General features: G+C 60.0%; 9 protein-coding genes, 2 tRNA genes and 2 rRNA genes (1 of these 13 running past the window's edge). 8 read left to right on the top strand and 5 right to left on the bottom strand.

Annotated elements, in window-relative coordinates; genetic code table 11:
• Window positions 1-75 precede the first annotated feature (75 nt).
• The gene (locus GWE18_RS21575; RefSeq protein ID WP_275187715.1) at window positions 76-300 is read left to right on the top strand and encodes a hypothetical protein; all 225 of its coding nucleotides are present in this window, start codon (window positions 76-78) and stop codon (window positions 298-300) included.
• Window positions 301-966: 666 nt separating this feature from the next.
• Window positions 967-1,335 (top strand): hypothetical protein, encoded by a 369-nt coding sequence (locus tag GWE18_RS21570; protein ID WP_275187714.1) that lies wholly within the window; start codon window positions 967-969, stop codon window positions 1,333-1,335.
• Window positions 1,336-1,959: 624 nt separating this feature from the next.
• Here GWE18_RS21570 and GWE18_RS21565 read toward each other — a convergent pair.
• Window positions 1,960-2,739: an MOSC domain-containing protein gene (locus tag GWE18_RS21565; protein WP_275187713.1), complete on the bottom strand. Its 780-nt coding sequence runs from the start codon at window positions 2,737-2,739 to the stop codon at window positions 1,960-1,962.
• A 219-nt stretch (window positions 2,740-2,958) separates the two neighbouring features.
• Here GWE18_RS21565 and clpB point away from each other — a divergent pair, with 219 nt between their 5' ends.
• On the top strand, window positions 2,959-5,610 hold the full coding sequence (gene clpB / locus GWE18_RS21560) for an ATP-dependent chaperone ClpB (protein WP_275187712.1): 2,652 nt from the start codon (window positions 2,959-2,961) through the stop codon (window positions 5,608-5,610).
• Window positions 5,611-5,655: 45 nt separating this feature from the next.
• On the opposite strand, the gene GWE18_RS21555 is transcribed toward clpB, so the two are convergent.
• Window positions 5,656-5,943 (bottom strand): hypothetical protein, encoded by a 288-nt coding sequence (locus GWE18_RS21555; protein ID WP_275187711.1) that lies wholly within the window; start codon window positions 5,941-5,943, stop codon window positions 5,656-5,658.
• 318 nt (window positions 5,944-6,261) lie between these two features.
• The gene (locus GWE18_RS21550) at window positions 6,262-6,621 is read right to left on the bottom strand and encodes an SPW repeat protein (RefSeq protein ID WP_275187710.1); all 360 of its coding nucleotides are present in this window, start codon (window positions 6,619-6,621) and stop codon (window positions 6,262-6,264) included.
• 235 nt (window positions 6,622-6,856) lie between these two features.
• Between GWE18_RS21550 and GWE18_RS21545 the strand changes: the two genes are divergently transcribed.
• Window positions 6,857-7,267, top strand: a complete 411-nt coding sequence (locus GWE18_RS21545) for a hypothetical protein (protein ID WP_275187709.1) — start codon at window positions 6,857-6,859, stop codon at window positions 7,265-7,267.
• Between the two features lie 67 nt (window positions 7,268-7,334).
• On the opposite strand, the gene GWE18_RS21540 is transcribed toward GWE18_RS21545, so the two are convergent.
• Both GWE18_RS21540 and GWE18_RS21535 read right to left on the bottom strand, forming a co-directional pair.
• On the bottom strand, window positions 7,335-8,960 hold the full coding sequence (locus GWE18_RS21540; RefSeq protein WP_275187708.1) for a hypothetical protein: 1,626 nt from the start codon (window positions 8,958-8,960) through the stop codon (window positions 7,335-7,337).
• A gap of 182 nt (window positions 8,961-9,142) precedes the next feature.
• Window positions 9,143-11,212 (bottom strand): M23 family metallopeptidase, encoded by a 2,070-nt coding sequence (locus GWE18_RS21535; protein ID WP_275187846.1) that lies wholly within the window; start codon window positions 11,210-11,212, stop codon window positions 9,143-9,145.
• Window positions 11,213-12,055: 843 nt separating this feature from the next.
• On the opposite strand from GWE18_RS21535, the gene GWE18_RS21530 reads away from it, so the two are divergent.
• The 4 genes from GWE18_RS21530 to GWE18_RS21515 form a co-directional block, all read left to right on the top strand.
• Window positions 12,056-13,544 (top strand): 16S ribosomal RNA (locus GWE18_RS21530).
• 245 nt (window positions 13,545-13,789) lie between these two features.
• Window positions 13,790-13,866 (top strand) — tRNA-Ile (locus GWE18_RS21525).
• Window positions 13,867-13,986: 120 nt separating this feature from the next.
• Window positions 13,987-14,062, top strand: a tRNA-Ala gene (locus GWE18_RS21520).
• A gap of 394 nt (window positions 14,063-14,456) precedes the next feature.
• A 23S ribosomal RNA gene (locus tag GWE18_RS21515) occupies window positions 14,457-15,607 on the top strand (it continues 1,695 nt past the right edge of the window).
• Together the 16S and 23S rRNA genes with 2 tRNA genes alongside form the textbook arrangement of a ribosomal RNA operon.

Genomic DNA, 15,607 nt, shown 5'->3' with positions numbered 1-15,607 from the left:
AGCAGAGTTGTAACGAAGGAACCAACCAGACTCAGGTTAGATTCCGTGTGGGTTGGAACTTGGCAGGGGGCTGCAATGCCATACTTCAATTTTGATCTTGTCATCGGCGCAGAGTTCAAAAACCAGGGCGGCATGTTTCTCGAAAACACGGAAAACGCGATCGATAAGGCTGATAACCTCGCGAGCGAGCTTCGCATCGTTCGTCCCGAGCTGTGTTCGACCGGATGTGCCGTGCGTGTCACCGACGCAGACAGTCACGAGCTCTACCGTACTCCGGTCGAACCTATCGGTCGCGGATGAAATCTGTCCCGTCGCGGACGAACACGCCGTAGGCGCACGAGTCGAGTTGACCTTTAGATCAGGGCAAGGGCATTAGTTGAGTTGGTAGCGGCCTCTTACCCTTGGGGCAGCCGGTTCGTCCGTTACGGGGCTGAATCCTAGCTGAAGAGTCGCTGGAATGGTTCGGATCAGATGCCGATGACTCGATCGCACTCATGAACTCGGCTACGGCAACGTTCGACGACCATTCCACGTAGCTGACAACGGCGAACGCAAGTGCGAGCAAGGTGAAAAGCCCGACCACCACGGCGGTGCCCATTCCCCGCCAATGGCTTTGGGTGTTGAACAAGAGCATCGCACCACTCCCGAAACCGGGTTTGCGACGGCCTTAGATCAACTCGCGATTATCAAATGTGAACTACCTCACGTCTCACGCTCACTTGATGCGAAGACGGAACGCCACACGTCTTTTTGCTTGGACGGCTCCGGCGCGCAATGAGCATCATTGGAAGCGGAGAATTTTGCGGATGCGCTTGGCGGTCTAGACGAACAGAAAAACAACAGACCTGCTAAAATGAGAAGATCACTCAGAAATGAGATTTCATTTTCCTCTGAGTGTGGCCTGATTAGCTGCCGGACAGTTCGTATGATTCGCGGATTTGGTGACAGTCCATAACGGAGGCTGCCATGAAAGCGTTCGGTCGCGTACTGACGATCTTCGGTCTTCTTGTCTTGTTTCCCGTTCGAGTTGACGCTCACGACCCGTCGATGCCGAACCACGAGTGGTTCAACAGGCAGGAAATGAACCCGGCCGCACGGCAGCGACTTGGTGTTCCCTGGAAATCCTGCTGCAACAACGGCGACGTATTCAAGACCCGTTTCAGGGTTGGTGAAGATCGCTCAGATCAGTGGCAATACCTGAAAGATGGCGAGTGGAAAATCATTCCACCCGACATTATAAAGGAAGAAGATACCCCTGATCGCACCCCCGTGCTGTTCATTAACCGACACACGGGAGTTGAGCTTTGCTTCTTCGTACCGCGAGGAGGCCTTTGATGAGCGGCCGGTATCCGATCCGTGCATCAGAAAGGTGCGCAGCCCGTAGGGCGGATTAGCGCAGCGTAATCCGCCATCTTTTCCGAGATCCGCCGGCGGATTACGCCTTCGGCTAATCCGCTCTCTACGCGCTGAAACGCGGGTGGTGTTCCAAAGTCTGCCTGTGCCCTCTTGTTCGGTGGGCGAATCATTTTGCAAAGCCCCACGCATCTCGCCGCGAGATTGCGGACACGTGTCTTTCGTAGGATGGGTAGAGCGCAGCGAAAACCCATCATTGCAGCGTATGCCATCGGCATGATGGGTATCGCTTCGCTCCACCCATCCTACGAACTGAATGCTGCTTCTGACGGGACAACTTGCGAACGCTCATCGGCACACGCTAAAGTCGATGAGCAATAGCTCGTGTCGATTGATGATTTCGATCGGGACCCTGAGATGCGGAAGGCCGAAATCGTCATTCTGATCATCCTGTTTTCCCCGCATCCGCGGGGATGACGATGGTGTGTTGGGCTGCTATCACAACGTCATTGCGAGCGCAGCGAAGCAATCCATCTTTCCGCGTACGAGGCGGCAATGGATTGCTTCGCTGCGCTCGCAATGACGTGGATAGGCCCGGGAGCTACTTCACAACAATTCCGGCTGCTCCGCCGCGATCGTATCGCCGGCGCTGATCGTGCCGCCGGTGATCACCTCGGCATAGATGCCGCAGTCGCCGTGGCCAAGCCGGCGTTGCAGCGCTTGCGGGATGGTAAGGTCGCGCTGGGCGGTATCTGGATCGACATTGATGGCGGCGCAGCGGACGATGCGCTTCACCACCTTCAGTCTGACATCGCCTATCGCCAGCGTGCGGTCGACGAGGTCGAATTCGTGCCAGGCCGGCCAGCCCTCGATATAGAGGTTGGCGCGGAAGCGAAGGGGATGGACCGGCGCGCCGACTAGGTTCTCGATGGCGCGGACGCTTGCGAGGTTGATGATCGAAACGACCTTGCGGGCGACGTCCGAAAAGCTGTGGCCGGGACTCTCGAGCACCTTCGGCGGCCCCTTGATCTGGCCGGCAAAGGTTGTGGCGAAGAAGTTCTCGATTGTCCGCCGCCCTTCAGGGGTCGCCAGATTGCCCCGGGCCACGATCTCGCCGTTGTGGTTAATCGAGAGGATGTTGCTCGCATCATCGAAATGGGTTCGGAGCCCCGCCAGCCATTCGTCGCGCATCAACATCAGGAAATGCGGCTTCGGCAGCCATTTCGGCTCAGCCGGGTCGAAGCCGGAAGGGCCGTTCTCGATGGCGTAGCGGCGGTCGGCCAGCAAGGTCTGTCCCGGCCTGAGTTCGGTCCGGGTCAGTTGCTCCGGGGTCAGGCCCTTGACGGGATAGCGGTAGATTTCGGCGATCTTGGCGGTGCTAGGCATGCGGCTTCTTAAGGGATTCTCTAACGCTTCGCCACAACTCCGAATTTGCGGCTGGGCCCCTTCCGTTTTGCCCGGCCGTGCCCACATTCGAGGCAAGCCTGAAATGCAGGCGACGACCGCGGCCGGTTGAGGAAAGTCAATGCAGCCTGCGGATACCCAATGAAGATGCCGTAATCATGCCTCAGGGGTGGGAACGGCATGCCGAGGGAAGCAAACGATATGAATATTGAAAAATACACCGAGCGGGCGCGCGGCTTTATCCAGTCTGCGCAATCGCTGGCCATGCGCGACGGGCACCAGCAGTTTTCGCCGCTGCATATGCTGAAAGTGCTGCTGGACGATAGCGAAGGGCTTGCCGGTGGTCTGATCGACCGCGCCGGCGGAAACTCCCGCGCCATCCTCAGGGCGACCGAAGACGCGCTGAAGAAGCTGCCGAAGGTTTCCGGAAGCGGCGCCGGGCAGATCTATCTTGCTCCTGATCTTGCGCGCGCCTTCGACGCGGCGGAAAGGGCCGCCGAGAAGGCCGGCGACAGCTTTGTCACGGTCGAGCGGTTGCTGCTCGGCCTGGCGCTGGAGAAGAGCAGCGAGGCCGGCACCATTCTGAGCAAGGGCGGCGTCACGCCGCAAAGCCTCAATGCGGCGATCGAAGCGCTACGCAAGGGCCGCAGCGCCGACAGCGCCACGGCCGAAAACACCTATGACGCGCTGAAGAAATATGCCCGCGACCTCACGCAGGCGGCGCGCGACGGCAAGCTCGATCCCGTGATCGGCCGCGACGAGGAAATCCGCCGCACCATTCAGGTGCTCTCCCGCCGCACCAAGAACAATCCCGTGCTGATCGGCGAACCTGGCGTCGGCAAGACCGCCATCGTCGAGGGCCTGGCGCTACGCATCCTCAACGGCGACGTGCCCGAGAGCCTGCAGGACAAGAAGCTGCTTTCTCTCGACATGGGGGCGCTGATTGCGGGCGCCAAATACCGCGGTGAGTTCGAGGAGCGGCTGAAGGCCGTGCTGCAGGAAGTCACCGCGGCCGAAGGCTCGATCATCCTGTTCATCGACGAGATGCACACCCTCGTCGGCGCCGGCAAGGCGGATGGCGCGATGGATGCGTCTAACCTCCTGAAGCCGGCGCTGGCGCGCGGCGAGCTGCACTGTATCGGCGCGACCACGCTCGACGAATACCGCAAGCACGTCGAAAAGGACGCGGCGCTGGCTCGGCGCTTCCAGCCGATCTTCGTCTCCGAGCCGACTGTCGAGGACACGATCTCGATCCTGCGCGGGCTGAAGGACAAATACGAACAGCACCACGGCGTGCGCATCACCGATTCCGCGCTTGTTGCGGCGACTTCGCTGTCGAACCGCTACATCACCGACCGTTTCCTGCCCGACAAGGCGATCGACTTGGTCGACGAGGCTTCGGCGCGGCTGAAGATGCAGGTCGATTCGAAGCCGGAAGAGCTCGATTTGATGGACCGGGAAATCATCCGGCTGAAGATCGAGCAGGAGGCGCTTAAGAAGGAAACCGACGCCGGCTCCAAGAGCCGCCTGCAGGTTCTGGAGAAGGAGCTGGCCGACCTCTCGGAGAAATCGGCGGCGCTGACGGCGCGTTGGAGTGCGGAAAAGAACAAGCTCTCCGACGCCCAAAAGCTGAAGAGCGAACTCGATGCCTTGCGCATCGAACTCGCCAATGCGCAGCGCCGCGGCGAGTTCCAGCGCGCGGGCGAACTCGCCTATGGCAAGATTCCCGAGCTGGAAAAGCGGCTCGCCGAGCTCGAAGCCAAGGAGGATGTCGGCGAGGATGTCGGCGAGATGATGGAAGAGGCAGTCACGGCCAACCACATCGCGCAGGTGGTGTCGCGCTGGACCGGCGTTCCCGTCGACAAGATGCTGGAGGGCGAAAGAGACAAGCTCCTGAAAATGGAGAATTCGCTCGGCAAGCGCGTGGTCGGCCAGGCGGAAGCCGTGCGTGCGGTGGCAACCGCCGTGCGCCGCTCACGGGCGGGCTTGCAGGACCCGAACCGTCCAATGGGCTCGTTCATGTTCCTCGGCCCCACCGGCGTCGGCAAGACCGAGCTGACGAAAGCGCTGGCGGAATACCTGTTCAACGACGAGACTGCGATGGTCCGCCTCGACATGTCCGAGTTCATGGAAAAGCACTCGGTGTCGCGGCTGATCGGCGCGCCTCCCGGCTATGTCGGCTATGACGAGGGCGGGGCGCTCACCGAAGCGGTACGGCGGCGGCCCTATCAGGTGGTGCTGTTCGACGAGATCGAGAAGGCGCATCCTGATGTGTTCAACGTGCTCTTGCAGGTGCTCGACGACGGCCGCCTGACCGATGGCCAGGGCCGCACCGTCGACTTCCGCAACACGCTGATCATCATGACCTCGAACCTTGGTTCGGAATTCCTGGTGAATCAGCCGGAGGGCGAGGATACATCAGCGGTGCGCGAGCAGGTGATGGGCATGGTGCGGGCGCATTTCCGGCCCGAATTCCTCAACCGCGTCGACGAGATCATCCTGTTCCACCGCCTGCAGAAGAGCGAGATGGGCCGGATCGTCGAGATCCAGTTCGCTCGTCTCCAGAAGCTGCTGGAAGATCGCAAGATCACGCTGACGCTGGATGCCGCGGCGCGCGATTGGCTGGCCGCCAAGGGTTGGGATCCCGCCTATGGCGCGCGGCCGCTGAAGCGGGTGATCCAGCGCAACCTGCAGGACCCGCTGGCCGAGATGATCCTCGCCGGTGAGGTGGCTGACGGCGATCGCGTCGTGATCTCGAGCGAAGGCAACGTGCTGACGTTCAACGGCAAGGCGCCTCAGACTGCCGAGATCGCGCAGTTCGAGGCGCCGGTGCCGAAGCGGAAGCTGAACTGACCTCAAATGGATGTGCTCCGGCCGCACCGCGCGCGCCGGGGCATCTCAGCCCTGAGTGATGGAAGGTCCGGTGGCAGACCCGGCGTCGTAGTCATCGTCGTCGGGCTCGAGTTCGGAGAGAATATCGACGAGCTCGCGAACCCGCCCCGTTGCCAGCGGCCTGCCTGAATTGAGCAGCGGCTCGTCATTAGCCATCCACGCCTGGGCTTCGGCGAGTTCGTCCGTCGTTGCCCCGGTTGCGATGATATTGGCAATGGTCACGTCGTCGACGTCGCCGATCGCCTTGATGATGGCGTCCCGGCTAATGCGCTCGGATCCCGACATGTTCGCCATGACATTCCTCCATCGCGGGTTTGCCGATCCTCATTCCAATTGCCGCTCCCCATTCAGGTTCCCGCGGCAGCCGATGAGACTTGCGATCGATCAGTTGACCATGCCCGCAACCCAGCTCGACAGCAGGTCGTCATCGCCACCATTTGCGGCCGCGCGACCCAGGCGTATGGATGGGGATTGGCAACAACAGGTGCAATATTGAAATTCCGGGCAGTGACGCACCACCCCTCCTCGCCCCACTGTTCGAGTCCGTGCACCACCCACCCGGCGCCGGGCAGACTTGCCCAACGCCGGGCCGGCTTATCGAAAAAGTTGGCCTCAGTGGCCTGTCGTCAGCCGAGGCGGGTTCTGGGACATCATCCAGAGTTCGATCGCCGCCAGGATCGCCACGGCCGCGCCGATCACCACATGCACGGTCATCGCGTTGGTTCCCTGGAAGCCGAGGACCCAGGGCGAAACCAGTGCCCAAAGTCCGACCACGAGGTTCAACCACTCCTCCCAGACCGCGTATGCCGCCAGTGCCGCGACCGCAAGGACCACGATAACGAGACCGGTGATATTAGCATTCGCGGAGACCTTTCCGGTGTCGAACCCAAATATCCAGGGCGATAGCAGAAGAACAGCACCAAGGATCAGGTTTGCGACGTCACAGTATTTTGCGTTCGTCCAGTTCTCCATGACAGCCTCCATTGGAGGTTTTCCTATGCAAATCAACCGGATAACCGCGTGCCGGTTCCGCTGGCGCTGGGAAAATTTAACGAAACCGGCGTGGTTGGCGTCGGTTCTTCCCCGAAGGAGCGTGTTTCAGCAGGAACCCTGCAAGAAGTCCCCTGGCGAGTGCGGCGATTGGCTGGCTTTTCCTCGTCGCGGCACAGGGTTGGCCGAGCCGGTCCCAAGGCAGGAGGCAGTTTTCATGACCAGGGAACTCGTTGCCCGCAAGATCCGCGTGTTCGATCAGTTGCACCCCGGCGTTTACGGCGCCGCGGTCGGCCTTGTCGCTTGGTTCGCTGCCTCGGCATGGATCTTGTTCGACCGCCAAAGCGACATCGGGCTTCCGCTCGCGATGGTGAGTGTCCTGCTGCTGGTCGCCGTGGTGCTGCCTTGGTTGCTGTCCCTGGTCTGGAGCAGGCACCGGTTGCCTCATGAGCGGGATCCGAACAGCATTTCACTGCGCGATTGGAGAACGGGCGACTTCGTGGTCTGGGGCAGCCGGCTTCACGGCACAGAGGCCGCCATCGACATGCTGCTGCCGCTTGCGGCCGTGGCATTCGGTCTTACGGCGCTGGGAATCGTTTTTCTGGTCTGCGCCAGCGGCGCTTGCTAGACGCTCCGGCCCGTCGCCCGCTCGCAATCGCCAAGCGGCACGGGCCGGCGCCGTTAGTCTAGCGCGCCTACTTCCTCACCACCTTGTAAATCGCGTTCTCCAGGTCCGACGAAAAGTAGATCACCCCGGTCGCGCCGATGCCGACGCCGGTCGGGATGTTGCTCGGCAGGCCGCCGGGCGCGGCGGGGAGGCCGATCGGGAGGTTGGCGGCGATTTCGGTGACGGTGCCGTCCTTCGGATCGATCTGGATAATCCGCTTGGCGCCGACCTCGGCCACGATCAGTTTGCCGTCGGGCGCGATCGCGATTCCCTCGGGCATCTTCAGGTCCTTGGCAATCACGGTCTTCTCGCCGCTGGTTGCCACCTTCGAGACCTGTCCGGCAAAAGCTTCGGTCAGATAGACCGTGTCGCCTGATCCGGCGGCAAGCCCGACCGGCCCTTCGAGACCGCTGATCACCACGGTGCGGTCCTTGCCGTGCTCGCCGCTGGCGCGGACCAGCGATTTGCTGCCGAGCTCGTTGACGAGGATGCTGCCGTCGCCGAGCTTGACCGCGTCATGCGGCGCCTTGAAGCCGTGGAGCATCTCCTTCGTCTTGCCGGTCTTGCGGTCGATCAGTTGCACCGTGCCGGTGAACCAGCTCGACAGCAGGACGTCGTCGCCCTTGGCGGTGGCGCTCATCGGATATTCCAGCGTTACGCCATCGGCATGCATGCGGGAGGATTCGGAGACCTCGCCGGTCGCACCATCCACCGTGCGGTAGGCGAAGACGTCGGCGATGTAGATCGTATCCTTGCCCCCGTCGGAGACGACGCCGATGCCGCCGGGCAGCGCCAGCTTGCCGATGATCACCTGCTTGGCGGCGCCGGTTTCCGGATCGACCTCCTGAATGCCGTTGTCGGCCATGTTGGAGACGAAGATGCGGTCCATGTCGTCGATCGCGAGGTTGTCGAGCGAGGGCTTGAGCTGCGCGACGACCTTCCTGGCGCCGGTCTTCGGATCGACGCGCACCAATTGGCCGAGCGCGGTGTCGACCACCCAGAGATTGCCCTTGGAATCAAAGTTGGCCGCGGCCGGAATCTTGAAGCCATCGGCGACTACGGAGAGTTCGGCCTTGTCGACGTCGACCCTGGCGACCTGACCCTTGAACCAGAGCGGGCCATACAGTCTGTCGTCTGGTCCGAATTCGAAGCCGTTGAGGCCGCCCATCTTCTCCATGATCTTGCGCGGCGGCTTGACGCCCTCGACGTCGATCTCATAGAGCGCATCGTCGAGGAAAACCTGCGTCGCGTATAGCCGCCCGTCCTTGCGGTAGGCGAGTGAGTTGATGCCGGGCAGGCCGGAGGCAAGTTTCTTCACTGGGCCGTCGCCCTTGCGTGAATAGAGATCGCCGGTGAGGAAGGCGGTCCACGCCATGGTGCCGTCGGGGGCGAACGCTATGTCGTCGGACATGCCTTCCGGGGAGGGGACTGCAATCTTCGCCGTGCCGTTATTGCGGTCGACCTCGTAGAGTGCGGCGCCCGCGACACTGCCGGCGAACAGGCGGCCGGCCTTGTCGACTCCTAGCCCGTGCACGCCATGAAACGCCGAGCCCGGAACCAGCCTGGTAACTTCATAGGTCTGCGCCGAAGCGGCGGCCGTGGTTCCAATAACGATTGCCGCAACGCTCGTTGCGAGTGCAAGCCAGCTCGTCATGACGCAACCTCCCACGATTTTTTTGTGGGTGGCAGTATTTGTCCCGATGGGCTGTTTGGCAAACGAAACTGTCGGACGCCCGCAGCGGCGGCGACCATAGATCCGACATGCGGCGTGACAAGCCACATCCGATTTTCAAGATCTTGTCGAAGGTTCAGCGGCTGAGGTTCAGCGGCAGAGGTTCAGCGGCTGACTTGGCGTGTTTGCGGCGTGGCGCCGCCGGCGTCGGAGACTCGGGCCGAACTGCCGCGACTATTCATCTGCGCATCGAGGCGGTCGCGCTCCTTTTCGAAGCTCGCCAGCAGTCCGCCTTCGAGCGAACGGCCGCGCGGCAGCTTGACACGCATCGGATCGACGAAGCGGCCGTTGACCAGGATTTCGTAGTGGACGTGGGCGCCGGTCGACATGCCCGTCGATCCGACAAAGCCGATCACCTGGCCCTGGCGCACGCGCTTGCCGGGCTCCATGCCCTTGGCGAAGGCGGACATGTGTCCGTAGGCGGTCTCGTAGCCGTTGTTGTGTTTCAGGCGAACGTATTTGCCGTAGCCGCCTTCCCAACCGACTTTCTCGACCACACCATTGCCCGAGGCGAAAATCGGCGTGCCGTAGGGGGTCGCCCAGTCCACGCCGGTGTGCATCTTGGTATAGCCGAGGATCGGATGGCGGCGGCCGCCGAAGCCGGAGCGCATGATCGCGTTGCTGACGGGTTTGCGCACCAGGAACTTCTTCGCGCTCTTGCCGGTCTCGTCGTAAAAGTCGACGATGGAATCATCGGGGGTCTGGAAGCGATAATATTTCTTGGTCTCGCCGCCGACGGTGAGCGAGGCGAACAGCACCTCTGTCTTTTCGGTGCTGGGTGTGGCTTCGTCATCGCCGGCGAAGAATACGTCGAAGGAATCGCCTGGCTGCACCTTGCGCTGGAAGTCGACGTCGTAGGAATAGATGCGGACCATGTCCTCGATCACGGCGGCCGGCACCTTGTTGCGCAGGGCGGTCTCGTAGATGCTCTGGTAGAGCCGGACACCGCTGCCGTCATCATCATCGTCGTCGTCGTCCTCCTTGCCGGTAGCGGCTTCGGCAACGGTATTCATGCTCTGCACGTCGACGGCGACGTATTTGCCGACGTCCGAAAGCGCGGCCACGGCTTCGACGGTGGTCTCGTTGGCGACGATCACGCGATAGGGCTGCAGCCGGGCCGCGGGGCCGAGCCCCGAGGGCGCCATCAGGACGCGGACCTTCTGGCCTTCCTTCAGACCGCCGTCGCGGCCGCGGGCGCCAAGGGTCAGCGCAACCGCCCTGGCCTCATCGGGTGTCGCGCCCTGGTCGCGCAGTATCGAGGCGATGCTGTCGCCCTTCTTCACGACGTGAACGCGTTCGCCGGACGGGTTGCCGCCGGTGATCTGGTCTTTGGTCTTCGGCAGCAGAGTGACGTTTTCCGGCACCACGCGGGTTTCAAAGCCGGCATAGGGATCGGAAACGTTGCCTTCGGTGGCATAGGCGAGCTTGAGATCGGACTGCACGCCGCCGGCGTCGGCCGCGGCATTGGCAAGCGCCGTGTAGCGGACGCCGCCCGAGCCGCGCCAGCTCGCGGCATCTCGTACCCGCATCAAGACTTCATCGAGCGCGACCACGGCGGCGAGTTTCGCCTTTGGCAGCACCGTTGCGAGGTCCTTGGTAACGAAGGAGACCTCGGCGTCGGGTTCGACGGCTTCGGGATTGTTTGGATCTTCGGAAGCAGCCTGCGTCGTGGTGCCAACATCGGTCAGCATGCGCTGGGCGTTGAACGGCGGGATCTTGGAGCTGAGATCGCTCGTCGTCATCGACAGATTGCCGGAGATGCGGACGAACGGCCGCACCCGCATCACGTCGCGGTTCCCGACGCGGGTGACCGTCGATACCCGCATGACGTTGCGCGAGGCGGTGGACTCGCCAGGCGGCGGCAGGCGGTCGCTCTTGTGCAGGGTGGCGGTGCGATCGTTGGCGCCGAATGCCCCGCGCAATGCGCCTTCGACACGCTCCGGCACCTTGGCAAAGGTCATTTCGCCGTCGAGCGACGCAAAAACGGCGCCGCCGATGAGGGCCGCGCCGCACAGACCGGTCAGGATAGTACCGCTAAACCATTGTACGGAGACACGGCGGCGATCGATCACCGCGGCCTCGGAGCCATCAACGGAAAGTGGCGGCTCGTGACCGAGATCGATGATCCCGATCTCGCGTCCATAGCCGTTCCCGCGTGGCGCCTTCTGGCTCAACCCTGTGTCCCCCCAAATTCCATCGACATCGACAAGACCCTCGCCCGATCCAGACCCCACGTTCCGCTCTCTTTCTAGGGAGCGATTCCGGAGCCTGGCGTTGCCGCACGCATGGAAATTCGGGAATCAGAGGCCAGAAGAAGACCGGCCGCAGTCTCGAACGTCAATGGTGAGCAGGTCTCTCGAAGTTTCCTGGCCGCGTGGGAAAGGCGACGGGTTCATCGAGATCGCCTGTCCCGGGTAAGATGAACACCGGCAGCCCCCACTGGCACCCGGCGATTCAATGCATACCTTATAGTCAGAACGTCGCAGGAATGTGGCTCAAGTGCGGCCAAAGGCCCGAAACATAGGGACTTCTTGGCGTCGCAAAATTCTTCCACCTGATGCGACAATTTGTTGACGATGGGCGTTGACAACCCCGATCGGGCGGGCCTATAACCCGGCCACTGAGCGCGGCGATGCATTGGCCCCGAGGCCAAGGCATCTTATTCGCGCCCCGTAAGCTCCTCATTGCGATGAGTGAATCAACAGCCGATAGCAATCGGTTGTTATTCGTCGTCGGGTGAGGTCTGCGGGAACCTTCCAGAGATGGAAGGGTGGGGGTCCCTGCGATCCCGGGCTGTTTGACAAGTGAAGATGAAGAAAGAGAAACGTGGACGGCGGAGTCCTTGCGAGTCTCGATTACTTGAATACGCAAGTATTGAAGTGTTGAGGCTGGACGAAAGACTTCGGCGGTACACGTTTTATAGGTTACACCATCGTCGTCAGCGATGTGAATCGTCGGCGATATATATGGTGGGACCTCGTCAAACGTTGTGATCAGCCGGTTTAAAGTTTCAAGTCCAACTTGAGAGTTTGATCCTGGCTCAGAGCGAACGCTGGCGGCAGGCTTAACACATGCAAGTCGAGCGGGCGTAGCAATACGTCAGCGGCAGACGGGTGAGTAACGCGTGGGAACGTACCTTTTGGTTCGGAACAACCCAGGGAAACTTGGGCTAATACCGGATAAGCCCTTACGGGGAAAGATTTATCGCCGAAAGATCGGCCCGCGTCTGATTAGCTAGTTGGTGAGGTAATGGCTCACCAAGGCGACGATCAGTAGCTGGTCTGAGAGGATGATCAGCCACATTGGGACTGAGACACGGCCCAAACTCCTACGGGAGGCAGCAGTGGGGAATATTGGACAATGGGCGCAAGCCTGATCCAGCCATGCCGCGTGAGTGATGAAGGCCCTAGGGTTGTAAAGCTCTTTTGTGCGGGAAGATAATGACGGTACCGCAAGAATAAGCCCCGGCTAACTTCGTGCCAGCAGCCGCGGTAATACGAAGGGGGCTAGCGTTGCTCGGAATCACTGGGCGTAAAGGGTGCGTAGGCGGGTCTTTAAGTCAGGGGTGAAATCCTGGAGCTCAACTCCAGAACTGCCTTTGATACTGAAGATCTTGAGTTCGGGAGAGGTGAGTGGAACTGCGAGTGTAGAGGTGAAATTCGTAGATATTCGCAAGAACACCAGTGGCGAAGGCGGCTCACTGGCCCGATACTGACGCTGAGGCACGAAAGCGTGGGGAGCAAACAGGATTAGATACCCTGGTAGTCCACGCCGTAAACGATGAATGCCAGCCGTTAGTGGGTTTACTCACTAGTGGCGCAGCTAACGCTTTAAGCATTCCGCCTGGGGAGTACGGTCGCAAGATTAAAACTCAAAGGAATTGACGGGGGCCCGCACAAGCGGTGGAGCATGTGGTTTAATTCGACGCAACGCGCAGAACCTTACCAGCCCTTGACATCCCGGTCGCGGACTCCAGAGATGGAGTTCTTCAGTTCGGCTGGACCGGAGACAGGTGCTGCATGGCTGTCGTCAGCTCGTGTCGTGAGATGTTGGGTTAAGTCCCGCAACGAGCGCAACCCCCGTCCTTAGTTGCTACCATTTAGTTGAGCACTCTAAGGAGACTGCCGGTGATAAGCCGCGAGGAAGGTGGGGATGACGTCAAGTCCTCATGGCCCTTACGGGCTGGGCTACACACGTGCTACAATGGCGGTGACAATGGGATGCTAAGGGGCGACCCTTCGCAAATCTCAAAAAGCCGTCTCAGTTCGGATTGGGCTCTGCAACTCGAGCCCATGAAGTTGGAATCGCTAGTAATCGTGGATCAGCACGCCACGGTGAATACGTTCCCGGGCCTTGTACACACCGCCCGTCACACCATGGGAGTTGGTTTTACCTGAAGACGGTGCGCTAACCGAAAGGGGGCAGCCGGCCACGGTAGGGTCAGCGACTGGGGTGAAGTCGTAACAAGGTAGCCGTAGGGGAACCTGCGGCTGGATCACCTCCTTTCTAAGGATGATCCTTCAGATAGCTTGCTATCTATCGGATCGTTTTAGAAACATCAGTGGCCAACGATCGTCAGGATTGTTGAGCTGCATTGGCGGGATTTCGCCGTCTTCGTTTCTCTTTCTTCGCGGACGAACACGCGCCAGGGGCTTAGCGCTGTGCGAAGGTTTGGCGCTGTGCAGATGCATTGACGCGAGCCGATTGCGCGCGAGCATGCCCCCTGATCCTCAACTGAGGAAAAGCGTTAGGGGCTTGTAGCTCAGTTGGTTAGAGCGCGCGCTTGATAAGCGTGAGGTCGGAAGTTCAAGTCTTCCCAGGCCCACCAGCCTTCGCTGCTACGCAGCTTCGGCTCGGCAGGCCTTTCTTGAATGAGGGCTGCTGCGCCGTGGCGCAAGCGAAGGCGAGCGCGCGTGAAGCGCGATGAGACGCATTCGTCTTCTGGTACGGGGCCATAGCTCAGCTGGGAGAGCGCGTGCTTTGCAAGCATGAGGTCGTCGGTTCGATCCCGTCTGGCTCCACCAGATGAAATCGAAGATCGAGATGCCTCGAATAATCGTCCGCGAAACATCAATTCGCACGCGCTAGTCCGGATGGACGGCGGCGTGCGTGATATCTGACATCGTAAAGAGGAGATCGATCCGAGTTTGGGATCTGCAAAGCAATTTGCGGAATCTCATTCCTAATCTCCAGATCATTTCGGCGCTCGCTCATCGCAAGATGATTGAGTTGTAAATGATCTTTGTAGCGAAGCTTGACCGCCTCGCTATCGGTTCGATCTTACGAAGCAAGCTGGTCTTTCTAATCAGTGTCCAGCCGCATGCAGCATTCATCGAGGGTGCGCGCCTTTTGATTTCGATCTTGAGGCAAGTGTGCGGACTACATTCTGCCGAGTGTGTGGACATTGATAATGAGAGCAATCAAGTGCCTTAAGGGTGTTCGGTGGATGCCTTGGCGCTGAGAGGCGATGAAGGACGTGCTACGCTGCGATAAGCCGTGGGGAGCTGCGAAGAAGCTTTGATCCACGGATTTCCGAATGGGGAAACCCACCTTCGATAGCTGGAACTCCAAGATCTCGTATCTTGGGGTTTGAACAGCAATGTTTGAGACCAAGCCGCGAGGTTTTGGATTTCCAGTTATCAAGTGAAGGTATGAAATCTCCGAATAAAATAGGAGGTTTTAAGCGAACCCAGGGAACTGAAACATCTAAGTACCTGGAGGAAAGGACATCAATCGAGACTCCGTTAGTAGTGGCGAGCGAACGCGGACCAGGCCAGTGATACATCAAAGACAACCGGAACCTGTCAGGAAAGCAGGGCCTCAGAGGGTGATAGCCCCGTACGGGTAATGCGATGATGTATCCACGAGTAAGGCGGGACACGTGTAATCCTGTCTGAACATGGGGGGACCACCCTCCAAGCCTAAGTACTCCTCAGCGACCGATAGTGAACCAGTACCGTGAGGGAAAGGTGAAAAGCACCCCGACGAGGGGAGTGAAATAGACCTGAAACCGGACACCTACAAACAGACGGAGCCCAAGATACGTTCTGGGTGACGTCGTACCTTTTGTATTATGGGCCAGCGACTTAATTTAACGAGCAAGCTTAAGCCGATAGGCGTATGCGCAGCGAAAGCGAGTCTGAATAGGGCGTCAAGTTCGTTGTATTAGACCCGAAACCTAGTGATCTAGCCATGAGCAGGTTGAAGGTGAGGTAACACTCACTGGAGGACCGAACGGGTGTCTGTTGAAAAAGACTCCGATGACTTGTGGTTAGGGGTGAAAGGCCAATCAAACTGGGAAATAGCTGGTTCTCCGCGAAAGATATTTAGGTATCGCCTCGCATGAATGCTTCGGGGGGTAGAGCACTGGATGGGCTAGGGGGACTTACCGTCTTACCAAACCCAACCAAACTCCGAATACCCGAAAGCAATATGCGGGAGTCACACGGCGGGTGCTAACGTCCGTCGTGGAGAGGGAAACAACCCGGACCTACAGCTAAGGCCCCTAATTCGTGGCTAAGTGGGAAAGGATGTGGAAATCCCAAAACAACCAGGAGGTTGGCTTAGAA

It is taken from the genome of Bradyrhizobium sp. CSA112 (assembly GCF_029051645.1).
Classification (GTDB): domain Bacteria; phylum Pseudomonadota; class Alphaproteobacteria; order Rhizobiales; family Xanthobacteraceae; genus Bradyrhizobium.
This window is presented reverse-complemented; position numbering and strand designations above follow the sequence as displayed.